This is a genomic window from Mucilaginibacter sp. P5_A4, from assembly GCF_056400605.1.
In genome coordinates, this window is the sequence record NZ_JBFUKX010000004.1 from 27914 (window position 1) to 52574 (window position 24661).

16 protein-coding genes are annotated in these 24661 nt (G+C 41.5%); 9 read left to right on the forward strand and 7 right to left on the reverse strand.

The features are described from left to right. Positions 1–25 precede the first annotated feature (25 nt). The 9 genes from AC1DQW_RS04000 (at position 26) to AC1DQW_RS04040 (ending at position 17395) form a co-directional block, all read left to right on the forward strand. Complete coding sequence (locus tag AC1DQW_RS04000) at positions 26–2755, forward strand: bifunctional YncE family protein/alkaline phosphatase family protein (protein WP_477452941.1); 2730 nt, start codon at positions 26–28, stop codon at positions 2753–2755. Positions 2756–2888: 133 nt separating this feature from the next. Next, positions 2889–3437: a hypothetical protein gene (locus AC1DQW_RS04005; protein WP_477452942.1), complete on the forward strand. Its 549-nt coding sequence runs from the start codon at positions 2889–2891 to the stop codon at positions 3435–3437. A 248-nt stretch (positions 3438–3685) separates the two neighbouring features. Further along, a complete protein-coding gene (locus AC1DQW_RS04010; protein ID WP_477452943.1) occupies positions 3686–5923 on the forward strand; it encodes a CRTAC1 family protein in 2238 nt (745 codons plus the stop codon). An 86-nt stretch (positions 5924–6009) separates the two neighbouring features. Continuing rightward, positions 6010–6387 carry a hypothetical protein gene (locus AC1DQW_RS04015; protein ID WP_477452944.1) on the forward strand — a complete coding sequence of 126 codons (378 nt, stop codon included), beginning with the start codon at positions 6010–6012 and terminating at the stop codon, positions 6385–6387. Between the two features lie 228 nt (positions 6388–6615). Then, a complete protein-coding gene (locus tag AC1DQW_RS04020; RefSeq protein ID WP_477452945.1) occupies positions 6616–7821 on the forward strand; it encodes a hypothetical protein in 1206 nt (401 codons plus the stop codon). A gap of 422 nt (positions 7822–8243) precedes the next feature. Further along, positions 8244–9068, forward strand: coding sequence for a M57 family metalloprotease (locus AC1DQW_RS04025; protein ID WP_477452946.1), 825 nt, complete (start codon positions 8244–8246; stop codon positions 9066–9068). 165 nt (positions 9069–9233) lie between these two features. After that, positions 9234–11948, forward strand: coding sequence for a S8 family peptidase (locus tag AC1DQW_RS04030; protein ID WP_477452947.1), 2715 nt, complete (start codon positions 9234–9236; stop codon positions 11946–11948). A 753-nt stretch (positions 11949–12701) separates the two neighbouring features. Next, a complete protein-coding gene (locus tag AC1DQW_RS04035; protein ID WP_477452948.1) occupies positions 12702–15956 on the forward strand; it encodes a SusC/RagA family TonB-linked outer membrane protein in 3255 nt (1084 codons plus the stop codon). An 11-nt stretch (positions 15957–15967) separates the two neighbouring features. Beyond that, positions 15968–17395: a SusD/RagB family nutrient-binding outer membrane lipoprotein gene (locus AC1DQW_RS04040; RefSeq protein WP_477452949.1), complete on the forward strand. Its 1428-nt coding sequence runs from the start codon at positions 15968–15970 to the stop codon at positions 17393–17395. A 75-nt stretch (positions 17396–17470) separates the two neighbouring features. On the opposite strand, the gene trpC is transcribed toward AC1DQW_RS04040, so the two are convergent. The 7 genes from trpC to pafA form a co-directional block, all read right to left on the reverse strand. Next, positions 17471–18253 carry an indole-3-glycerol phosphate synthase TrpC gene (gene trpC, locus AC1DQW_RS04045; protein ID WP_477452950.1) on the reverse strand — a complete coding sequence of 261 codons (783 nt, stop codon included), beginning with the start codon at positions 18251–18253 and terminating at the stop codon, positions 17471–17473. Between the two features lie 148 nt (positions 18254–18401). Then, on the reverse strand, positions 18402–18974 hold the full coding sequence (locus AC1DQW_RS04050) for an anthranilate synthase component II (RefSeq protein ID WP_477452951.1): 573 nt from the start codon (positions 18972–18974) through the stop codon (positions 18402–18404). A gap of 39 nt (positions 18975–19013) precedes the next feature. After that, positions 19014–20423, reverse strand: a complete 1410-nt coding sequence (locus AC1DQW_RS04055) for an anthranilate synthase component I family protein (RefSeq protein ID WP_477452952.1) — start codon at positions 20421–20423, stop codon at positions 19014–19016. Between the two features lie 235 nt (positions 20424–20658). Then, positions 20659–21087, reverse strand: coding sequence for a cytochrome B (locus AC1DQW_RS04060; RefSeq protein ID WP_477452953.1), 429 nt, complete (start codon positions 21085–21087; stop codon positions 20659–20661). 70 nt (positions 21088–21157) lie between these two features. Then, the gene (locus AC1DQW_RS04065) at positions 21158–21946 is read right to left on the reverse strand and encodes a DoxX family protein (RefSeq protein WP_477452954.1); all 789 of its coding nucleotides are present in this window, start codon (positions 21944–21946) and stop codon (positions 21158–21160) included. A gap of 158 nt (positions 21947–22104) precedes the next feature. After that, complete coding sequence (locus AC1DQW_RS04070; RefSeq protein ID WP_477452955.1) at positions 22105–22728, reverse strand: thiamine phosphate synthase; 624 nt, start codon at positions 22726–22728, stop codon at positions 22105–22107. Positions 22729–22832: 104 nt separating this feature from the next. Next, positions 22833–24497 carry an alkaline phosphatase PafA gene (gene pafA, locus AC1DQW_RS04075; RefSeq protein ID WP_477452956.1) on the reverse strand — a complete coding sequence of 555 codons (1665 nt, stop codon included), beginning with the start codon at positions 24495–24497 and terminating at the stop codon, positions 22833–22835. Positions 24498–24661 lie beyond the last annotated feature (164 nt).

Below are 24661 nucleotides of genomic sequence, written 5' to 3' on the forward strand. Positions count from 1 at the left end.
ATCAGTTGGGAACTATCAAAAAATCATGATTAAAATATCATTAAAATTATATCCGGTTACGCTTTGTATAATAAGTGTATTGGCGGCATGCCATTCATTATCAACAAATAAAAAAACTGTTGATAATGAAGAAGTAAACATGCATAGCGCTTATGACGATAGTACATTAAGCAGGAATATTTTGCCTGTTTTAATGCCTTACAACCGGATTATAGACCCGGCCGGTAAAGTGGTAGCCTTTGGCGATGCAGATGATGAAAATCATAGCATGGATGTGAGGCTTATTCCCGGGAGTCCGCAGATAGCTGTAGAAGACAGGTATGGAGTTGCTATAGTTGATACGGCATCGGGTAAAGTTGTTACCCGGTGGACCTACAAGGCGAGTAGCCAGTATAAAGGGCTTTCGAGTACCTACTCGGGCTTAAAAGTGGTGAAATTAAATAATCAAACGCAGATCTTCTGGAGCGCGGCGGCAGGTAAGGGTAAAGAATCGAGATCATATGTTTTCCAGGCGATATTTAATGGTGCAGAAATCAGCATAAAAAACACTTTTGATTTTAAGCCCGAAGGCGAATCACCTTTGGCACTGCCTAATGATGTGGCCATAAATAACGAGAATGGCACCAACTACCTGTATGTGGTTTTAAACGGGAATAACCAGCTGGTAAAAATAAACCTCGATAACAATAAAACAGTATGGACCAAGTCTACAGGTGTTGCGCCTTATGGAATTGTAATTGCCAAAAATAAGGCATTTGTAACCAACTGGGCGGGTCCCGAAGCGGTAGACACCCTTAATCGCGAAACGGCAGGTGTGCCTTACGGTAAAACATATATTGATCCAAAAACAGGCGCCACAGCACAGGGTACCGTTATGGTAATTGGCCTGGCTAATGGTGAGGTTATAAAAGAGATCCCGGTTGGATTACACCCTAATGCCATTATCAGCAGTGCCGATGAAGCGTTTGTTTATATCGCCAATGGCAATAGCGATATGGTTTCGGTGATTGCTGCCGCTTCGCTTCAAAATGTGGAATCTATCGGCGTAAAATTGAATCCGGGTAAAAAGAGTTATATAGGCGATACACCAAATGCTTTAGCAATTGACGGATCGGGAACCACTTTGTACGTAGCCAATGGGCTTGATAACGCGGTGGCCGTGGTAAAGCTGGGTTCAAAATCTTCCGGTAAGGGTTCTGGTAACACCGAGGTAAAGGGTTTTATCCCAACGGAAGCCTATCCCGGCGGGCTTGCTGTAAGTGATAACACCTTGTTTGTTACTAACCTTGAGGGCGAAGGCGCGCGCGTAAGCAGCAAAGAAGTAAGTAAAGCGGGCCTTGATGCCGAATTAAGTAATAACCCGGCAGGGGTTTATAATTCGCATCATCAAAAGGCAACAGTATCTATCATCTCTTTACCCGGTGATAAACAGCTGCAACAATACACTAAAAGGGTAAAGGATCTTAACCTAAGCTTCAGGCAGGAAATTGCACAGCTGCTGCCCCGCAAAAATATCCCGGCACGACCTGTTCCCGAACGTATTGGCGAGCCTTCGATTTTTAAACACGTGCTATACATCATCAAAGAAAACCGTACCTACGACCAGGTTTTAGGTGATATGCCCGAAGGTAACGGAATGAAATCGCTTTGCATTTATGGCGATAGCATCACGCCAAACCAGCATGACATTGCACGTAATTTTTTACTGCTGGATAATTATTACGCATCGGGCAAATGCTCGGCCGAAGGGCACCAATGGACGGATGCCGCCATGGTTACCGATTATGTTGAAAAAAGTGTACGCTCATGGTTCAGGAGTTATCCCCACGTGCAGGAAGATGCCCTGGTTTATGATGGCAATGGCTTTATCTGGAACAATGCAGCAGACCACGGAAAAACGGTGAGGATATATGGCGAGGCCTGCCAGCCACATTTTGATAATAAACTCACCTGGACGGATATTTATAATAATTACATGGCTGGGAGCCCCTTTAAGTTTACCAATACCAGCACCATATCGCGGGTAAGGCCCATGTTGTCACAAAACTTTCCCGGTTCTGATGATCACCGCATCAATGAGCAGTTGCGGGCATCGGCTTTTATTAAAGAACTCAATGATTATGAAAAGCAGCCCGGCGACAAGCTGCCTAATTTAATGATAATGGCCCTTTCATCAGACCATACCGTTGGCACCAGGCCAGGCATGCCAACACCCGAAGCTATGGTAGCCGATAACGACCTGGCCCTTGGCCGCATAGTGGAGGCAGTATCAAAGAGCAGGTTCTGGAAAAACACCGTGATTTTTGTTACCGAGGATGACTCACAGGCGGGCTGGGACCATGTATCGGCATATCGTACCACCGGTTTTGTGATAAGTCCTTACAGTCGTTTGCAGGGCAAGGTTTCTAAAAACTATAATCAAACCTGCATGGTAAGGTCTATTGAACAAATTTTAGGTATAMCACCAATGAATATTATAGATGCTACGGCCATACCCATGTTTGATTGCTTTACAGATAAACCATCAAATTATACCTATAAAAGCTTAAAGAACAAGATTGCAATCAATAGCATTAATCCAAAGCTGTCCTCTTTAAAGGGGGCGGCACTGCATTATGCACAATTATCATCATTGCCCGAGTATGACCATATTGACGGCGGAAACGATGATGTGTTGAACCGGATACTATGGTATGCAGCCAAAGGCAAAAAAGCTTATCCCGCAAAACTGGCCGGTAAGGACGATGATGATTAGGCTTATATAAACCCGATTTAGGTTTAAGCGGAAACGCTATGTATTTTATTAAGCGCGATATTTATAATTCAACTTATTTTGATTTATAAATAATAAACCCCATATTTATAAATCATTACCTGAAAAAAACGGCTTGAAAAAGTTTATTGCCTTGTTATTGCTAAACATTTACCTCCTCAATATCGGGGGGCAACTGGCAATGCATCAATATTTGGTTTATAAAACCGATAAGTTTTACAACCAACAGATTGGCAAAGGTTTATATGATGTTAAAGATCTTACCGAAATAGCAATTCCTATTAACCTGCCTGGTATACATGACTGGAAACGCTTTGAAAACATCGCCGGCCAGATTATGTTTGGTAAAACCAGTTACAATTACGTAAAAATGAAGATCACCCGGAATGCCATTCACCTGATGTGCATTCCCAATTACGAAACTACCCGACCGGCTGATAATAATGTAGTTAATGCCAAAAGACTTAAAGATATACCGGTATCTCAAAAAAACCATGTTCCGTATGGTAAATCAATAATGCTGGATAATCTCAGCTTGTCCTTTGTACAGTTTGAGTTTAATTGCCCTATAAAAAAGGTGCGGCAAAATATTGTGCAACCCGTACAGCCGCTGGTTCATTACCACCAGGATATTCCTGAACAACCACCCAAAACTTCCTGCTAATATTCCTTTTCATTTATTTCACATTGGGTATGCCCATTTGATGTTATTGAATGCATTTTAATTGACAGGTACCTATGCCCAGCGTTTGGCGCCTGCAAATAAATTACGGCATTCCACTTCAAATCCGGCAACCCGTTAATCAGCTTTAATTTGTTATGATGCTTTGTATGCCATGGCATTAGGCTAATTTATAAATACTTTAAAGTAATGTAAGCCGGCAGGTTTACAACTGCAGTAAAAACAACCATATGAAATTAAAAATAATACTGGCATCAACGCTCGTTGTAGCGTTGGGCTTCACTATAATCGCATCAAGTCAAAGCTCTTCGCATGACGAAATGGTTCAAATACTTGAAAGAATTAAGCAAAAGAATAATAATATTCAAAACCCATTTAACCCCGAAGTTAAGATTGCATATTGCGATTCGGTACTCAAAATCGGGATTAATAACCAGGATTCATACCTGTGGGCTTCAAAGGCATCGCTTCTGCTCATGAAAGGGGAGGAACAACAGGCCGTTAATATTTATGAAAATGTATTGAGTAAACTGGATTTTATGCCAACAGATGCCGTTTTCTCTGAATCGGGCATTGCTTACATGCGCCTAGGCGAGCGCAGCAATTGTATGCTTAATCATACCGGCTCGTCCTGTATATTCCCAATTAAAAATGATGGTGTTCATAAGCTCCAGACCGGCTCGAGAAAAGCAATTGAAACCTATAAAACCATGTTAAAAATGCATCCGGATGACCTGGAATCAAAATGGCTCATTAACATCGCCTATATGACGCTGGGCGAATACCCGCAAAAGGTGCCCAAAAATTTGTTGATCCCAGGCTTGAATGCTGATAGCGTAGCAGGCATAAAACCTTTTAAAGACATTGCCCCAAGCTTAGGCCTTAACGTTAATGGCCGCGCGGGCGGTGTTGCTATTGATGATTTTAATAATGATGGATACCTGGATATCATAACATCAGGATGGGACCTGAGCGATCCTATGCACTACTTTAAAAATAACAAGGACGGCACATTTAGCGACCAAACAGAGCAAAGCGGGTTAACCGGAATAACAGGAGGGTTAAATATCCAGCAAACAGATTTCAATAATGATGGCAACATCGATCTTTTTGTGTTGAGGGGAGCCTGGCTCACCCGGGGATTTGGAAATCAGCCGAGCTCGTTATTACGTAATAACGGCGATGGCACCTTTACCGATGTAACCATACCAAGCGGCTTGCTTTTCTTTCATCCTACCCAAACAGCCACCTGGGCCGATTTTAATAATGATGGCTGGCTTGATGTTTTTGTGGGTACCGAAACCTCAACCCAGGTACTCGATGCAAATTCATCTCCCTGTGCATTATATATTAATAACCATAACGGCACATTTACCAATGTTACCGAGACCGCCCATTGCAATATCGTATCATTTGTAAAAGGCGTTACATCGGCCGATTATAATAATGACGGTTACCCGGATATATTTATTTCAACCATGACCGGCAATAAATACCTGCTCAAAAATAAAGGTATAAAAGGCGGGGGTGTTGATTTTGAAGATGCTACTGAACAGGCAGGGATTGCACAAAATAAAGAGCGGACGTTTACAACCTGGTTTTATGATTACAACAATGATGGCTGGCAGGATATTATTGTAAGCGACTACCAGTTTAAATACTCCCTGGGATATTATAGCGCCGCTGCAGCATCAGGACATCCCGTACCTAATGCAGGTAATGTATTCTTATATAAAAATAACCACGATGGTACTTTTACGAATGTAACCAAAGAGGTTGGGTTAGATAAAGTGGTATACAGCATGGGTGGCAACTTTGGCGACATTGACAACGATGGCTACCTGGATATGTATTTTGGAACAGGCAACCCCGATTTCAGGTCATTGGTGCCTAACAAAATGTTTAAGAATGCTGGCGGGAAAAAATTTGTTGATATAACAACATCTTCGCGTTTAGGCAATTTGCAAAAAGGGCATGGTATTGCATTTGCCGATCTGAGAAATGTTGGCAGGCAGGATATATTTGCCGAAATGGGGGGAGCTTATATCGGCGATTCTTATACCAGTTCGTTATACCTTAATCCCGAAACCAATGATAATAACTGGATAAGTTTAAAGCTTGATGGCGTAAAAGCAAATAAAGCAGCCATTGGCAGCCATATTAAACTAACGTTTACAGAAAACGGCGTTAAAAGAAGCGTGTATAAAGATGTAAATTCTGGCGGGAGTTTTGGGGCATCTCCTTTAAGGCAGGAAATAGGGATAGGGCAGGCCAAATCAATTGATGAAATTGAAATAAAGTGGGCCGGAAGCGGCACCGTTCAATATTTTAAAAATGTATTACCCAACCAGTTTTTGCACATTACCGAAGGGGTAGATCAATTTAAAGCAAACCAGCTTGCCAAATTAACATTTATAGATAAGCAGGATATGTCGCTTTGTATGCCCATGACAGCCAAAATGAAGTAGGCAGTATATTTATATTAAAAGTTCATTGCATGCATTTTTTAATATTCGATTAAAATCAGCTACATTTAAATAAAATAACTTAAACGATGAAAAAATTATTGTTAGTGTGCTGTATGTTAATCGGATTAACAGCAGCAAGTAATGCACAAAATAATGTAGCTGCTGCCAAGCCCGAAGAAAAAGCTAAAGAGTTGCAAAAACAGTTGAAACTTACTGACGTGCAGACCACTAAAATAGCGGCTATTTACAAGGAGTCATCAGAAAAATTTGAAAAGATAAAAGCCGATACTCACGGCGATAACGCAAAAATGGTGGTTGCCATTGAGCCTTTGCGTACGGCTACTATTAAAAAGATCAAAACTGTTTTAACACCTAAACAGCGTGTAAAATATGATGCACTGGTAAAAGGCGCGAAAAACTCTGGCGGCAATGGATGGAGCGACGGCTGGAGCGCAAGTAAATAACATGATAATGATACCTTAAACCGGGATCTCCTTTGTCCCGCTTAAATAAAAGTCCTCCAGGGTGAAAGCCCTGGAGGACTTTTTTATTGATTTAATTCGAATTTAAGGCTTATAGAAGCTAAATGATATGTTGAGTTAATGTTAAGTGGGAGTATATTTTATGTTAAAATATAATATACCAAAGCTGTTAATTATCAGTAGCTTTAATATAACCAATTATAAAGTTCCATGATCAGGCGTATTAATGTATTATATACATTGTTGCTGATCTTTACACTGTCAGCAGTTTACGGCCAGGGCAAAGATCAAAGGATCTGTTTTGAGTTTTACCAGGGAACTTTTAATAGCGAAATAGACAGTACCATATGGGTGGATGTTCCGGTACAATTAACACCGCAGGTTGTAACATMATTTTATGCCAAAGTAAATGCCGGGAATTATAAACCTGTAATTGATTCATTAACGGCCTATAAGCAAAGGAATCATTTAAACGACTGGCTTTATTATCAGTTGATTCGTAAAGTAGTACAAAAAATTAGTCCAAAGGAAATTAACTATAGCAGTTATACATTGTATAAATGGTTTTTGCTGGCCAAATCGGGTTACGATGCCCGTTTGGCTTTAACATCAAATAAGGTAATATTTTATGTTTTTAATAATGAACAGGTGGAAGATATTCCATTCTTCGAGATTGATAATAAAAAGTACGTATGTCTAAATTATCATGATTATGCAAATACCGATCTGAACCAGGATTCACCGGTACCTGTGCCTCTAAATATTCCGGAAGCTGTAAATGCTTTTTCCTATAATATAGAGACGATGCCCGACTTTAAACCGGAAGATTACTTTGAGAAGGAATTACAGTTTACCTACCATAATAAGGTTTATTATTTTAATATAAAACTGAACAGGGAGGTGGAAGCCATTTTTAAAAACTACCCGGTAGTTGATTTTGGATCGTATTTTAATATTCCATTGACTAAGGAAACCTACGGATCGCTTATCCCGCTGTTACGAAAAAATATAAAAGGGATGAATCAAAAAAAAGGGGTGGACTACCTAATGCGGTTTACCCGCTATGCTTTTTTATATGAAACTGATGAGCAGAATTTTGGGAAAGAAAAACGCTTATCGCCCGAAGAAACATTGTTTGAAAAATATAGTGATTGTGATGACAGGGCCGCTTTGTTTTTTTAMCTGGTTAAGGAAATTTATAATTTACCCATGATTGCCATTTTGTATCCTACACACATTACCATGGCTGTACAGTTTGATAAACCGGTTGGCAGCCCAATAATTTACAAAGGAAAAATTTATTCGCTTTGCGAACCAACACCTCAAAGCCAGAACCTAGCAATAGGGCAGTTATCAGATAAATTGAAAGGCAAGCCTTATGAAGTGGTTTACCAATATACACCCGCTATTAAATAGAAGTGATTAAGCCGGTTTAGAGGTATTAGCCACCGATCTCTGCGTGCCTATGATATATTCGATTTTCAAGGTGTTAAGGCCTGTCAGCCTGAGGAACCTTTTAAAACGTTGCTTACCCACCCTGCAGTAACGGGATATCTGTCTCATTAGAAGGAGTAATAAATCAAATTTTGACAGTTTCTTAAAAGAATCTATTCTTTAGCGTTATCGATAATGATGAAACCGATAACTTTTTTTATCCAACATTTGTTTTTTGAAAAATTAAAGTTAATTTACAATTAATTGAGAATTAACTTGTAATTATAAATTAATTGTTGAGGAGGTATAACTTTTTGATAAAGTTATACTGTTCTCAATTGCTGGCCAGCCAATTATAATTCTTAAGAGGGAAACTTTATGAAAATAATTTAACACAAAAAAACATGAAAAAAAAGGTATTACTAACAATTGCTTTAGGTGTAGCTTTTAGTGCATCTATGTTCTTTTCCTGTACAAAGAATAGCAGCAAACCGGCTCCAAAGAACGACGAAGTTTCGGCCGATGTATTAAAAAGCATAGCCAACCTTGGGTTTAGCACCGATGATGTCAAAAAACGGGACGGTGGTTATTTGGTTGAGGGGGATATTCTTTTAACAACAGCTAACTTATCAGAAACCAGCACCAGCCCTAATTTAAGGATTGCCGAAACAGAGCAATACCGAACCACAAACCTGGTTAAAAACCTGCCAAGAACAATTACGGTCTCTGTTTCTAATTTACCAACCGTTTACGCAACGGCTACCAGTAACGCAGTTGCCCGCTACAATGCTTTAGGCCTTACCATCACTTTTCAGATAGTAAGCAGCGGCGGCAATATCCAGGTTATTGGGTTTAACGAAGGGCCAAGCGGCGGTTATATCACATTGGGCTCATCTGGTTTTCCTACATCATCTGGCAATCCTTACAATGAAATCCAAATGAATACCAATGCCCAGGCTTATGGTACCAACCCCGATGTGAATTACCTTACCTCGGTTTTACAGCACGAAATAGGGCATTGCATTGGCTTCAGGCACACCGATTACATGAACCGCGCATTTAGCTGCGGCGGGCGCAGATCAAATGAAGGAAGCGCTGGTATTGGTGCAATTAATATCCCAGGCACCCCAACTAAAGCCGATGCGGCATCATGGATGCTGGCTTGCTCTGACGGCACCGACCGTACTTTTAATCCAAACGATAAAATTGCTTTAAATTATTTGTATTAAAAAAGTATTCGGCTCATACATTTGTATTATATGATCTACTATAAGGGAGGGCATTGCCCTTCCTTATTTTTATTTATTTAAAGCATGGGTAAAAAGTTCCTGTTTTGTGTTATTCTAATTTTATGCTTTAAATATTCCTGGTCGCAAAAACCAATCAGCGATAAAATGGTCATTGATCTTTATGCGGCGGCAAATAAAACACCTGCAGTAGATTCGCTTAAATATTATGTGGTTAAATTCTTAAAACCTTCAGTTGCCGGCCAGGAAAGAAACCGTATTATTAAAAGGATTTCTTATAACTATTATATAGTTGCATCAACTATACCTGTTGAGCCAGGCGGGAATATTGCCGCCGCGGCACCGGCTAATTCATTATGGAAAGCATCAGATAACCTGGTTCTTTTTTCTCAAAAACATCCCAATAGCAATAAGCTGATCAACGTTGATATTACGGTGAGTAACCCAGCTGCTATCAACCAGGTAGCGCAGTATGGGAAGATAACAGGCACAAATGGAAATAGGGTTAAAGTAAGTTTTCCCATAAATAAGCTAAAGGAAATACTGCAGCAGCCATATGTGATTTTTGCAGATAATACCCGGCAGGCGCATGAAGAACTATCGATAAGCGATATTGACCTGGGCGCTAATGCTATAAATGCTATCGGTAGTAATTATCCCGAAATTAACGGGCAGGGCATAAATGTAAGTATTAAAGAAGACCGGTACGATGATGATCTTGATTTGCTTGGAAGGTCATTTGATTCTTTTCCGGCATCTGCAACAAATTCGGGCCATGCTACCACTATGGCCACACTCATTGGCGGTAATGGAAACTCATTTATAAAAGGACTTGGTGCTGCACCCCAGGTGCGCTTTACCTCTTCAAACTTTAGTAATTTATTCCCCGATAGTGCAGCCATTTTTAAGGCATTCCATATCAGCCTGCAAAATCACTCCTATGGAACCGGCATAGAAAACTATTATGGAGCCGAAGCTGTAGCCTATGATAAACAGGTAGCAGATAATGACACCATTATCCACGTATTTTCCTCTGGAAATATTGGTTCAACGGCGCCATCAACCGGGGTTTATAACGGTTTGGCGGGTACAGCAAATTTATCGGGCGATTTTAAACAGGCTAAAAATGTTTTTGTAATAGGCGGAACTGGTCGTACCAACTTACCGGAGGACCTGAGTTCGGCAGGCCCGGCTTATGACGGCCGTATAAAACCCGAACTTGTAGCTGATGGTGAGGATGGCACCTCGGGCGCGGCAGCGCTGGTATCGGGTACTATTGCCTTATTGCAACAGGCATATAAATTACAATATGGGCACTTACCTTCGGCTGCTTTAATTAAAAGTGTGCTTATTAATGCAGCGGATGATATTGGCAATACGGCGGTTGATTTTAAAACCGGCTATGGCAGGCTAAATGCTCTTGAAGCTTTGCGTACCATAAAGGAGAGCAGGTTTGGCAATGGCACTGTAATTAATGGCCAGCAAAAAGACATCAGCATAACGGTGCCATCAAATTGCCGCGAGCTTAAAGTATCAATTGCGTGGAATGATTTGCCTACAGTGCTCAATGCTCCCAATGCATTGGTTAATGACCTTGATCTATATGTTTCAACTCCCGATGGAAAAACTATTTTACCCTGGACCTTAAGCTCTTACCCCGCTATTGACTCGCTGCAAAAGCCAGCGCAACGGCAACGGGACACATTAAATAATACCGAACAAGTATCCATGATAAACCCGGCAGCCGGTACCTATACTATACACGTAAAGGGAAGCAAAGTTCCTTCGGGTTCGCAAAAGTTCTATTTTACTTTTCTGGTGGCTCCAGCTGATAAGTTTGAGTGGATATATCCCACTATCAATAGTCAGCTTTTTGCAGTTGATGATAATTACCTGCGTTGGCAAAGTTCATTTAATACAACAACCGGCAAGCTTAGCGTAAGCTACGACCATGGTTTAACCTGGCAGGCAATCAAAACAGTTGACCTCAAAAGCAACAATTATACCTGGACGGCTCCGGATATATTCGGTACTGCTATGTTTAAAATGGATATTGATGGCAAAGCACTGGTGAGCGCAGAATTTAATATTTCAAAACCTATAAATCTTAATGTGGGTTATAATTGCACAAATGGAACCTTGCTGCACTGGTCGCCCCAGGAAGGCAGTATAGGCTACGTTGTTTATAGTATAAAAGATAACCTGTTGCAGCAACTTAAAACAACAACCGATACAATGCTCATTATTCCTGCGGAGCAGCAAACATCAAAGTATTTTGCGGTAAGCGCTAAAGGGAACGGTTTTGAAGGGTTAAAAAGCTATACTATAGATGCTACGGTGCAGGGTGTAGGCTGTTATGTTAAAACATTGCTGGCAAATGTTGCTGATAACAAGGTGTTGTTAAACCTTAGCCTGGGAAGCGTGTTAAACCTTAAAACAATCACCTGGGAAAAAATGACCGGGGCCGATACCTTTACTGCAATAGGTACAATGCCCATAGTAACAAACCAGCTTAGCTACCAGTTTACAGATGCGGCGCCAAAGCATGTTCAATACTACAGGGCTAAATTAACAACAGCCGATAACCAGGTTATTTATTCGGACCTGACCAGGGCCATTGTTTTGCAAAGCAGGCAGTTTGCCGTTTTTCCTAACCCGGTAAATACAGAATTTACTGTTTTAAGCGGCGATATTAATAATTACGATTTTAAGCTTTATGACGCAGGCGGTAAGCTTAGTATGACCAAAGTACTCAATAACCTTCAAAATGTTATTCCCGTAAATCTTAATCCCGGTGTATATGTTTACGTAATTGCCTTAAACGGGAATGTTGTATATAATGGCAAGATGATTAAGCTTTAAGCTTATAGAATATGCGCAGTTTCTTGTTCATGATAATTGCACTCAATTTTAGCGAGAAATCCGCGGCGCTCAGTTTAATTTCATCCCCAATACTGTATTTTAAAACCGCGCGGTACAAGAGATGCTGACGTACCATATTCGATGAGCAGCGAGAAATAGTTGCCAATATTGTTTGCTGTTGACTAAGGGCGTGTTACCAACACCCTTTTTTTATTAACCCGTTATTTATTAGGTTTTTGAATTTTGTAACAAATTAATTACTTTTAAAGAAAAAAGTATTAAATAGTGGCTTTTTATATAATACATACTTGATAATAGTCCGTTTTGGCTTTCAGCTATGATTATTATTATCGAGATAAATATACCGTTTGAATACCCTCCCCTCGGCATTCACGGAGAGTGTTAACGGCGTTGCATTTGAAGGGTAAATCATTTTTTCATTTGCAATACACTTGTAATTAGTTGATTAAATAAATTTTATTTTAAACCGATATTAAAATAAACGGGGAAAATGCCTCGCGCATTTTCCCCGTTCTAATTAACTTAATTAACTGTCTTATTATTAACTAAATGGTTTAGTTACCGAATTAGAACGCACAAAAGAACAAAATGTTTTATTATCTCACTGAAAAATATTCTTTGCGGTTAATAATATTTATGTAAAGGAAACGTTACAATTATTAATTGATTTTATTATAAATCTCCAGTAGGTTTATCCCCCAAGGTTTTAACTAATAACTAATCTATTTATTCATGAAAAAAAGTCTACTTACGACTTTGTGYATTTTGTGGCTGGCTGTAACGCAGCTATTTGCGCAAAACCATACCGTAACCGGAAAGGTTACGGCTAAAGAAGATGGCTTACCGCTGCCAGGCGTATCAGTAAGCATTAAGGGCACCACAACCGGAACCCAAACCGACGCAAACGGAAGATTTTCCTTATCGGTTCCTGATGGCACAGTTTTAACATTCAGCTTTATTGGTTACGTTCCTCAATCAGTACCTGCAAATGTTACTCCATTGAATGTTGTATTAACTACCTCAAGCCAGCAACTTGGCGAAGTGGTTGTAACAGGCGCCCTTGGTTTAACCCGTACGCGTAACCAGCAAGCCTATGCTGCCCAGCAGGTATCGGGCGAAGAGGTAAGTAAAACACGCTCATCAAATTTTGTCGAAGGTTTATCTGGTAAAGTTTCGGGTCTCGAAATCAGGCAAAATAATGGTCTTGGCTCGTCAACCAACGTGGTGATCCGCGGTTCAAAATCAATATTTAACTCAAACCAGGCTTTATTTGTGGTTGATGGTGTGCCATTTAATAATGGTGCCCCCTCTGGTTCAACCATCAACTCATCCGACCAAAGGACAGGTCGTGGTGGTTATGACTACGGTAGCCCGGTACAGGATATTAACCCTGATAACATCGAGTCTGTTACCGTGTTAAAAGGCGCGGCAGCAAGTGCGCTGTACGGCTCACAAGGTGCAAATGGTGTAATATTGATCACCACAAAAAAAGCTAAAAAAGGTTTAGGTATAGTTGTCAATGCCGGTGTTAGTTTAGGGGCAATTGATAAATCAACCTTTACTAAGTACCAAAAAGAATATGGTGGCGGTTACGGTCCGTATTATGAAGATGATTCGGGCTATTTTTGGTTTAGGGATGTTAATGGCGATGGGAAAGATGACCTGGTTGATCCATTAACCGAAGATGCCTCATATGGCCATGCATTTAATCCTAACCTGAAAGTTTATCAATGGAATGCATTTTACAAAGGCTTACCAACTTACGGCCAGGCTACCCCGTGGGTTGCAGCAGCAAATGACCCTTCTACATTTTTTGAAAAGCCGGTTTCAAATAACCAAAGTATATTTATTACAAATGGCGGCGATAACGGGTCATTTAAATTGGGTTATACCCGTAATAACGACAATGGTATTTTGCCAAACAGTAATATTCAGAAAAATGCTATCAACTTTGCCGGAACATACAATATTACCACTAAACTGACTGCCGGAGCTTCTGTTGATTATACCCGTACCGATGGTATTGGCCGGTATGGTACAGGCTATTCGTCAGAGAACGTTTTGGGTAACTTTAGACAATGGTGGCAGGTGAACAATGATATTAAGCAATTGAAGAGTGCTTATTATAATAGCCTTGCCCAGGGGGAAAATGGTAATGCTACCTGGAACTTGAGCAACTTTGATGATCCTACCGCTATTTATTGGGATAACCCATATTTTATGCGTTATCAAAACTACGAATCCGACTCCCGTAACCGTTACTTTGGTAATGTTTACGCCAATTATAAACCTACAAGCTGGTTAAATATATTGGGCCGTGTAACCGTTGATAATTGGAACCAATTACAGGATGAAAGGCGCGCTGTTGGTACAACGGGTGTTTCAAGCTATTCAAGAAGGAACACAGGCTGGAATGAAACAGATTATGACCTGATTGCCAGCGTGAATAAAAATATCGGTAAAGATTTCAACCTGAAAGCTGTTGCCGGTACAAACATAAGAAAACAGAGATACCAGGATATTTATGCGATAACAAATGGCGGCTTAATTGTTCCGGGGGTTTATACTTTATCAAACTCGTTAAATACTCCTGATGCACCTATAGAGGCAGATCAAAAGAGAGAGGTTGATGGTATATATGCAGGTACAACCTTAACCTGGAAAAATACTTACACCCTTGATGGTACCTTAAGACGGGATGTGTCCTCAACATTGCCAAAAGGGAATAACACTTACTACTACCCAGCAGTTTCTGCAGGTTTTGTTTTCTCTGAATTACTTAAACAATATACCTGGTTATCTTATGGTAAATTAAGGGTCAACTATGCTGAGGTTGGTAATGATGCCACAATTTATAGCACAATTGACACCTACACTTTAGGGACTCCAATTAACGGTGCGCCGCAGGCTGTTGTAGGCACCACTAAAAACAATGCAAATTTAAAACCAGAGCGTACAAGCAGCACTGAAGGCGGTATTGAGCTGGCCTTTTTCAACAATCGCTTAGGTTTTGATGGAACATACTATGTTAATAAAACCATCGACCAGATCATCCCGGTTACGGTTTCATCAGCAACAGGTTATAGTGCAGCATTCCTGAACTCGGGAACGGTACAGAATAAAGGTATCGAGCTTTCATTAAATGGAACGCCGGTAAGCTCCAAGAATTTTTCGTGGAAAATTAATGTGAACTTTACCAAAAACAATAGCAAGGTACTTGAGCTGTTTACCGATGCAACAGGTCAGCAGGCAAAAAACCTCCAGATCGGTACGTTCCAGGGGGGGGTTACAATCAACGCCACTTTAGGCCAGCCGTTGGGAACTATTCGCGGTACCGATTTTATTTATAAAAACGGGCAAAAAGTAGTTGACGGCGATGGCTACTATGAGCAAACAAATACTGCAAACAATGTAATTGGTAACAGCAACCCTAAATGGATAGGTGGTATCAACAACAGTTTCAGGTATAAAGACTTTACATTGAGCTTCCTGATCGATATCAGGAAAGGCGGAAGCGTGTTCTCATTAGATACCTACTATGGTTATGACACAGGTTTATATCCGCTCACCGCGGGCTTAAATGATAAAGGCAAGCCTTCACGTCTTCCTATAGCAGATGGGGGCGGTGTTATCTTAAAAGGTGTTACCGAAGATGGTCAGCCAAACACTACGCGTGTTGAAAACACAGGCTCGGGTTTGTATGGTTATGAATATAACCCTAACGCAGGCTTTGTTTATGATGCCGGTTATATTAAATTAAGGCAGGCACAGATTACTTATAGCCTTCCACAAAAAACGGTATCAAAATTAGGTCCGATTAAAGGTATTGATCTTTCATTGATCGGGCGTAACCTGTGGATTATCCACAAAAATCTGCCTTATGCCGATCCGGAAGAAAGTTTGAGTTCTGGTAACCTCCAGGGGTATCAATCAGGTGCTTACCCAACTGTAAGGACAATTTCACTCAATGCCAAACTAACATTCTAAGAACTACTCAAATGAAAAAAATCATTATAGCAGCCGCAATACCAATGTTATTATTGGGGGCCTGCAAAAAAGATATAACCAGCCTTAACACCAACCCCAAGGGGTTTCAAACGGTGCCTGGAACAGCCTTGTTTACACAGGCTCAAAACACTTTGGCAAGCACGCTTGCATCTTCAAATGTTTTTTTAAATACCTTCAGGCTGATAGAACAGCAATGGCAGGAAACCACTTATGTTACCGAAAGTAACTATGATATAAAGAATAATAAAATTCCTGATGGCATCTGGACTGCCTATTACCGTGATGTACTGGAACCATTTGAGCAGGCTAAAGTAAAATTCCCAACCACCATTCTCGATGCCGGAACAGTAAAGAATGATATTGCTATCACGGATATTATGGAGGTGTATACGTATTATTACCTGCTGACCACTTTTGGCAATATACCTTATACTGAAGCACTAAATATTGACAACAAATTTCCTAAATACGATGATGCTGCTACTGTTTATGCGGCTTTATTAACAAGGTTAGATGCCGACATAGCTGCCCTTGATGCAGGGCAGGGCAGTTTAGGTGATGCAGACCAGGTTTATGGGGGCGATATTGCCAGTTGGAAAAGGTTTGCCAATACATTTAAATTAAAAATGGGCATCACTTTAGCCGATGCGGATAATGCTAAAGCAAAAGCTGCTGTTGAATCTGCGGTGGCTGGGGGGGTATTTACCAGTAATGCAGATAATGCAGAATTTAAATTCGCTTCGGCACCGCCAAACACAAACCCAATATGGGTTGACCTTGTACAAAGTGGCAGGCTTGATTTTATAGCCTCAAAAACGATAGTTGATAACCTGACGGGCGGTGCTGATCCAAGACTGCCTTTATACTTTACAACAGATGCAGCGGGAGGATACTCTGGCGGCAAGGTCGGCACCAAAAACAGCTATGATGCCTTCTCAAAGCCAAGCACAACTTTAACCGCACCCAATTTTCCAGGCTTATTATTGGATTATGCTGAAACCGAATTTAACCTGGCCGAAGCGGCTGAAAGGGGTTATAACGTAAGTGGCACAGCAGCTACCCATTACGCAAATGCAATAACAGCATCAATTGAATATTGGGGGGGTACTCCTGCCCAGGCTGTAGCCTACGTTAGTAAACCAGCTGTTGCTTATGCAACAGCGACAGGCAGCTATAAGCAAAAAATAGGCTATCAAAAATGGTTGGCTTTGTACAACCGTGGATGGGATGCCTGGATAGAAAGCAGGAGGTTAGATTACCCTGTATTGCCAAAACCCGCTAACCCGGTAAGCGATTTCCCAACCAGGTTTACATATCCTGTAGGTGAGCAAAACGTAAACGTAGTAAACTACGATAAGGCTTCTGCTGCCATTGGTGGCGATTTGGTAACAACCAAATTGTTTTTTGATAAGAATTAATGATTGCTCTGTTACAAAAGAGGGATTTGCCGATCGGCAAATCCCTCTTTTTTTTAAAAAAATAGCTATCGGACGTTATAGCAGCGCTACAAATTCTCTCATGGCCTGCCCTGGGTCTTCCTGCTTCATAAAGGTTTCGCCAATTAAAAAGCCATTAAAACCTTCCAGCTTAAGGTGCCTTATGGTTTCAGGGTCGCTAATGGCACTTTCTGAGATCTTCATGAACTCGGCCGGGATGTGTTTGGCCAGTTTGTAGGATGTTTCCACCGAAACAGAAAAATCGGCCAGGTTACGGTTATTTACACCAATGGCATCTAATTTGGGGTGGATACTGCGCTCCAATTCCTCTAAATTATGTACCTCCAATAATACATTCAAGCCGATGCTTTTGGCCAATGTGGCCAGTTTATCTATCTCGGCAGGCGTAAGTATAGCTGCTATCAGCAGGATAATATCAGCGCCTAATGATTTAGCTTCTATTACCTGGTACTCATCTATCATGAAATCCTTACGTAAAACCGGGATAGCGTTTACTGAGCGGGCCTTCTTAAGGTCGGCCTTACGCCCCATGAAAAAATCCCTATCGGTTAAAACAGAGAGCGCTGAAGCCCCTGCAGCCGCGTAATCGGTTGTTACTTTGCTAACCCTAACCTTGTCGTTAATAATGCCCTTCGAAGGCGATTTGCGTTTGAATTCGGCTATAATGCCTGTACGGGCAGGGTCAAGCAGAAATTCTTTGAATGAATAGGTTTCCCGGTGGAAATATTCAGATTCTTCCAGTTCGACATATGAAGTCCGTTTTTTGGCGTACTCCACTTCCCTTTTTTTATTGGCAACTATTTTATCAAGTATTGTCATGTATCAGAAATCTTAAAAAACAATGTCATTGCGGGCCCAGCGTGGCAAGCGCGAAGATTACAAGGCGGATCTGCATAATTCGCTGTTGCTTCGTACCTCGCAATAACAGTTGTGTGTTTATTAACACAAAGTTATCATTATCCGTCAATTACAGGTTTAACCAGTTCTGCATCATTTCTTTCCCATACTCGGTGAGTATAGATTCCGGGTGAAACTGTACACCTCGTACATCATATTCGCGATGTGATAATGCCATTATTGAATTATCAGATTCATCAATCGCAGTAATTTTTAATACTTCGGGAAAATCATCATTATTTACTACCCATGAATGGTAGCGGCCTACCTTAAAACTCTCGGGAAGCCCTTTAAAAAGCTCCTCCTGGTTATCGGTAATCTTTATCGGGGTAGCAATACCATGCATCGGCTGACTAAGATTGTATAAGCTGCCACCAAAAACCTCTGCTATAGCCTGCTGGCCTAAACAAACACCAAAAATGCTTTTTGTAGGCGAGTATTTTTCAATCACCTCCAGCAGCAACCCTGCCTCTGAAGGTATGCCAGGTCCCGGTGATAGGATGATCTTATCATAAGCATCCACATCTTCAATTGCAAATCTATCGTTCCTCCAAACCTCGCACTGAAGGCCAAGCTCGTTAACCAAATGTACCAGGTTATAGGTGAAGGAGTCGTAATTGTCTATTATTAATATTTTGTTCATGTTGTAAATTCTAAATCCTAAAAACCAAATCCGAAATATCTAAAGTTCCTCCGCCAGTTCAACAGCCCTTCTTAAAGCCGCTATTTTGTTATCAACCTCCTTCAGTTCACTTTCGGCCACAGAGCCTGCTACAATGCCTGCTCCCGCCTGGTAATGCAGGGTGTTGTTTTTGCTGAGGAACGAGCGGATCATGATAGCGTGGTTAAATTCTCCATTGAAACCCATGAACCCTATTGCGCCGCTGTAAAAGCTGCGTTTGGCTTTTTCGTTCTCATCAATAATCTCCATTGCCCGGTATTTTGGCGCGCCGCTTAGCGTGCCGGCGGGGTAGGTATCGGCCACAATTTTAAATGATGATACGCCTGGCAAAAGCTTTCCGCTTACGTGCGATACCAGGTGGATGAGGTGCGAGTAATATTGTACTTCTTTAAAAGCCTTAACTTTTACCTGCTCGCAATGGCGACTCAGGTCGTTACGTGCAAGGTCAACAAGCATCACGTGTTCGGCAGATTCTTTGGGGTCGTTCTCCAGGTTGCGGGCTATTTCTGCATCCTTTTCATCATCGCCGCTGCGTTTAAAGGTACCCGCTATAGGGAATATGCTGGCTATGTTGTTTTTTATGGTGATTTGCGCTTCGGGCGATGAACCAAAGATCCGGAAATCGCCGTAATCAAAATAAAATAAATATGGCGATGGGTTAACGGAGCGTAACGCGCGGTAAACATTAAATTCATCACCCTGGAAAGTGCGGGAGAAGGCTCTTGAAGGTACTATCTGGAAAACATCGCCCCTGAAAATATGCTGCTTCATTTTTTCAACAATGGCTATAAATTCCTCGTTGGTGAGGTTTGACTTTTCGGCAGCACTGCTTTTAAAACTGTATTCGGGGAAGTTTTTATTTTTGATAAGGTATTCCAGTTTCTCGATACCGCCGTTGGTTGGTCCGCCTTCGCTTTGGTTATAGAAAATGTATAGCTCGTTCTTGAAATGATCAACCGCGATAATGTAACGGTAAATATGGTATTGCATCACCGGGATCTGCCGGCTAACATCGTCACTTTGCTTTAGTTTGATGGTTTCGAAATGTTCAACTGCCTCGTGTGTAAAATAACCAAACAAGCCATTCGAAATTATTTTAAGCGGATTGGGATCAGTTTCAAAGCTGCCAATAAATTGGTTAAGCTGGTCTATTAATTCAAATGTTCCGGCTTCATGGCTTTCCTGGCTGCCATCGGGATATTGTTTTTTAAGAATGCCATTGTTGAGCACCAGGCCGGCAATTGGTTCGCAGCAAATGTAACTTAAACTGTTTTCGCGGCTGTGGTAGTCAGAACTTTCCAGCAACAGCGAGTTGGGGAATACATCGCGCAGGCGAAGATAAATGCTTACCGGGGTGGTGGTATCGGCAAGTAGTTTTTTATGGGTGGTGGTTATTTTAAAAGTGCTCATGTTTTACGTTCAAAATATATTTTTAATAAAAAAACCCGACGAATTGGGGTCGCCGGGTTTCCTACTTAGGTTTACAATTGATTAGATTATCTCTGACCAAAAACATATCCGGCTGCCAAATTTAATTGGTGCCACCAGCTGTTTTTATGTGAGTTTTTAATCATCGAGGTCACAAATTTATAAAGAAAAATGAATTATCAAATTTATTTAGAAACTATTTATTTGCTAAATCCTATTAGCTACGTGGGATTAGTATAATACCCACCAAAATAAGTAATAAAGCAATGATATAAAAGATAGCAACAACCTTATGCTTACCTTCGGGAGTTGCTGCTTTTTTAGATTTGCTGTGGCCAATGGTGATTAAAACGATAGCTATTACCATCATAACCCAATGTTCAACAGTAAAATAACGGCTCACATTGTTTTTCATGGTTTCACTGTTGAATTGTACAAGTGGACTAATAAAGTACAGTACTATGCCAATAAGCAACTGTGTATGTGCCGATATCAGGGCAAACAAATTGAGCTTGCGGTTGCCATTGGTATAGGGTTTTTTACCCAGCCAGCCAATCAATGAGCCAATAATGGCTGCCAATATTAATGCCAGTACAATATACCTGAACCCGGAATGAAGATGTTGTAAAAAGCTATAAGCTGTCATGCTATGGAATTTTTGCGTGAATATACAACAAAACCAAATCAGCTAAAACAACTACAACTGTTTTGACCAATTACTGACCAGTTTCAGGTCTCCTGGGTTTATACATTCCGGCTATTAAAAACGCTATGCCGCTAAAACCTAAAGCTTCAAAAACGCTGGTCCACTCGTTGCCATCGCCACTGTGCGGATCGGCAATGGCCCGGGGAACGTGCAGCATAAAAAGCCATAAAAGAAGCGCGACACCTAAGAGGGTGGCTGCCAGCTTTACCTTAACCCGGAGCACAATGGCTGCCCCTGCGGCAATAAGCGCTACGCCGGCAAAGTATGTCCAGAATAGATGAAAAGGAAGCCATGCCGGTACAAGCGTTGCTACAAATGTGGGATAAACAAAATGCATGATACCGAAAACGATTACAGTGGTTGCAAAGAAATACGGGCCGGCTGGTCTTAACTTTTCGGTTACAATATCAATACCGCTTATTTTGTGGGTTGGGAGTGATGTGGCCACAATTAAAGCGCCGCCGCAAAAGGCTAACATTTTCAGTGCGTTGGTCCAGCCACCCAGGTTACTCAAATTGGTTTTTATATTGTAAGGAATATGAAAAAGGACCAGCATCAGGAGCAGCGAAGCACCTAAATAATCGGCTACTACGTGCGAATTGATACCCGCCATAATAGCTATTGATATTAATATTAGCAGGATACTTACCACGCACATGCAGAAAGTGCTTTGTTCGATGAACGCTGGTTCCGGGGGCATAATCACCGGTCTGAAACCGGTGTAAATAAATTGCTGTACGGCAATCGCAATTAGCGAAACGGCAAAGAATGCCCGCCATACTTTATTATAGGTTTCCATGGTATTTAGAATTAGGTATTGGAATAATATGCAATTTACGCATTCAATAGCTAATTTGATCTTACCAATGAAAATATTGTGTGTTAGCGTGTTACGATGTGTTGTTTAGTTTGTTTGGAGGAAAAATAAGGGCTTTAAGTGGTGCCCTGCTCCGTTTTTCAATATAGTGTTCTGTACAGCTCCTTCACCATACCCGCAGGATCGGGCGAGAGGTTAATGGCGGACGAAACAGCGATGCCATAAATTCCAATTTTAAGCAGTTGCTCTACATCCTTTAACCCGATGCCGCCTACTGCAATGACAGGAATATCAATAGATTTTTTTACTAATTGGCGGTAACCATCATAACCTAACAAGGGAAAATCATTCGGCTTGGTATCCGTATATGCAAACGGACCATATGCACAGTAATCAACCACACCCAGGGTTTGTATATTTAGGAGTTCGGCCTGGTTAGTTGCCGAAGCTCCTAAAGTTTTATCCTCGCCTATGGCTTTGCGAATGGCGACAAAATCAGCTTCCAGATCTTCTATGTGTGCACCTTGCGCATCAACCCGGTGAAGGAGGTGGTAATGGTTAGCTATAATAAGTGTAGTGCCCCATTCGTCACAAATTTCGGCTATCTGGTTTATTTCATCTATAAGTTCATCTCCGGCTTTGGTCATGCAGCGATATTGTACCCAGTTGGCTCCGGCGCTGCAAGCTATCTGCACTTGTTCTGCATGACTGCGGTTTGGCAGATCCTGTGTTATATAATGAAATTTGGAAATGTATTTTTTCATGATTTTAAGTAGTTGGAAAGACCGAAAGTTTAATTTTTATTTTGGAAGAACGTCTTGAAAATTCATCTTCCGGACTTTCCGACTTAACCGACATCCGGACTTTCCTATTTTATCACCTCGCTGATTGTCTTCCCAATACAGCCGTCTGGAGCCTGTATATGTAGCAGTGATGCTATGGTAGCGGCAATATCGGTCATATGGGTTTGGCGGGTTAGGCTGCCATGGTTAATGCCCCAGCCCATAAATACAAGTGGAATATGGGTATCATATGGCGCCCAGGTTCCATGCGTAGTACCGGTTGCTCCATGACCCGAAAAATAGCCGGGTTTTAAAACAACCTGGATAACGCCGCTATGCTCCGTATTATAACCGTTGATAATACGGGTGCGCAAATCCTCAGGAATGGTTGCAGCATTTACCTTTTGCATATCAACGGCAAACTGAACTGCCGGCTGTTTTTGCAGATACTGGATACAATCAAGTTTTATGGCCTCCTCGCTTAAACCAGCTTTTTTAATAGCGGCATTGTTGAGGTTAACCTGGTAATTATCCATGCTGATAACCAGCTTGTCGGCTTTGTATTTATCGTTCAGCATAGTGTTCATTTCTTTTTGGGCCAGGCCGTCATCCCAGGTACCGGCCGGGATGTTATGATCTGCCAGGAAGCCGGGGTTGTGCGCGGCGCCATGATCGGCACTTAAAAATATCGAATAATTGCCCTTACCAACAGTAGCATCAAGGTATGTAAAAAATGAGGCCAGGTCGCGGTCAAGCCTCAGGTAGGTATCCTCAATTTCCACAGAGTTGGGGCCGAATTGATGCCCTATATAATCGGTTGACGAAAGGCTCACGGCCAAAAAGTCGGTAACGGTGTTTTTGCCTAATTGCTCACTTTCAACAGCTGCTTTGGCCAGATCAAGCGTCATGGAGTTTCCGTAAGGGGTTGAGCGGATCATTCCTAAATGGCCTTTATACAATGCTGATGTTTTAACTGGCATGGTTGGCGCCTCCATCCCGGCAAATTTGCCTTCGTATCTGGGGCTGTTATCGGGTGCGCTTTGCAGATATGTAGTGAGCGGGTAAAGCGCGTTCCAATCCTGTTTAAGGTATTTTTCGGGGATCTTTTGATCGTTGAATTTTTTAACCCAGGCAGGCAGATCGGTCATGTAATAGGTGCTGCTTATCCAGTTGCCAGTGGCATCATCAAACCAATAGGCGGCGTTTGCAGTATGACCGGCGGGCAAAATGCCTCCCCTGTCTTTCAATGCAATGCCAATAACCTTCGAGCGGAAATTGGTGGCCAGTCTTAATTCGTCGGTAACGGTACTTACCAGCAAATTGCGGGGCGACATTTGCCCGGCTTTTGAAGTGCTGCCAACAGCGGTAACCGTGCTATCATCGGTACAGTACACAGATTTTCCGGTTGACTGTATAATAAAATCGTTACCTGCTATTCCGTGGATTGCAGGCACAGAACCGGTGTAGATACACGAATGGCCGGCGGCTGTTACGGTAGGTATATAATCAATATTGGTGTTTTCGCAGGTAAAGCCTTCATTTAGCATCCGTTTAAATCCGCCGCTTTGGTAACGGTCATAATAGCGGTAAAGGTAATCCCAGCGCATTTGATCAACTACCAAACCAACAACTAATTTAGGGCGGGGTACCGAAGTTGTTGAAGCGGCGGTGGTAGTGGTTTTTCTTTTTTGTGCCGATGCAGAAACGGTGATTACAGATAAGGAAATAAGCAGCAGATGTTTAAACTTCATTTTTATATTGCTTTGAATCGGCCAAATATCAGCAATGAAATTAAAAAGCTGTGTGAAGTTTGTGTTAATTATAGGGTTTTGTTACAAAGCAAAAAACAAATCATTAAAATCGGCGGCCGGATAAAATACCGGGTTTTAATGCAGGGGTATCTCAAAGCACTTCT

Excerpts from the sequence above, each read along its gene's own strand:
- AC1DQW_RS04030 (WP_477452947.1), top strand. The coding sequence starts at position 9,234 with ATGGTCATTGATCTTTATGCGGCGGCAAATAAAACACCTGCAGTAGAT.
- AC1DQW_RS04070 (WP_477452955.1), bottom strand. The coding sequence starts at position 22,728 with ATGAAAAAATACATTTCCAAATTTCATTATATAACACAGGATCTGCCA.
- AC1DQW_RS04010 (WP_477452943.1), top strand. The coding sequence starts at position 3,686 with ATGAAATTAAAAATAATACTGGCATCAACGCTCGTTGTAGCGTTGGGC.
- pafA (WP_477452956.1), bottom strand. The coding sequence starts at position 24,497 with ATGAAGTTTAAACATCTGCTGCTTATTTCCTTATCTGTAATCACCGTT.
- trpC (WP_477452950.1), bottom strand. The coding sequence starts at position 18,253 with ATGACAATACTTGATAAAATAGTTGCCAATAAAAAAAGGGAAGTGGAG.
- AC1DQW_RS04025 (WP_477452946.1), top strand. The coding sequence starts at position 8,244 with ATGAAAAAAAAGGTATTACTAACAATTGCTTTAGGTGTAGCTTTTAGT.
- AC1DQW_RS04065 (WP_477452954.1), bottom strand. The coding sequence starts at position 21,946 with ATGGAAACCTATAATAAAGTATGGCGGGCATTCTTTGCCGTTTCGCTA.
- AC1DQW_RS04050 (WP_477452951.1), bottom strand. The coding sequence starts at position 18,974 with ATGAACAAAATATTAATAATAGACAATTACGACTCCTTCACCTATAAC.
- AC1DQW_RS04040 (WP_477452949.1), top strand. The coding sequence starts at position 15,968 with ATGAAAAAAATCATTATAGCAGCCGCAATACCAATGTTATTATTGGGG.
- AC1DQW_RS04060 (WP_477452953.1), bottom strand. The coding sequence starts at position 21,087 with ATGACAGCTTATAGCTTTTTACAACATCTTCATTCCGGGTTCAGGTAT.
- AC1DQW_RS04015 (WP_477452944.1), top strand. The coding sequence starts at position 6,010 with ATGAAAAAATTATTGTTAGTGTGCTGTATGTTAATCGGATTAACAGCA.
- AC1DQW_RS04055 (WP_477452952.1), bottom strand. The coding sequence starts at position 20,423 with ATGAGCACTTTTAAAATAACCACCACCCATAAAAAACTACTTGCCGAT.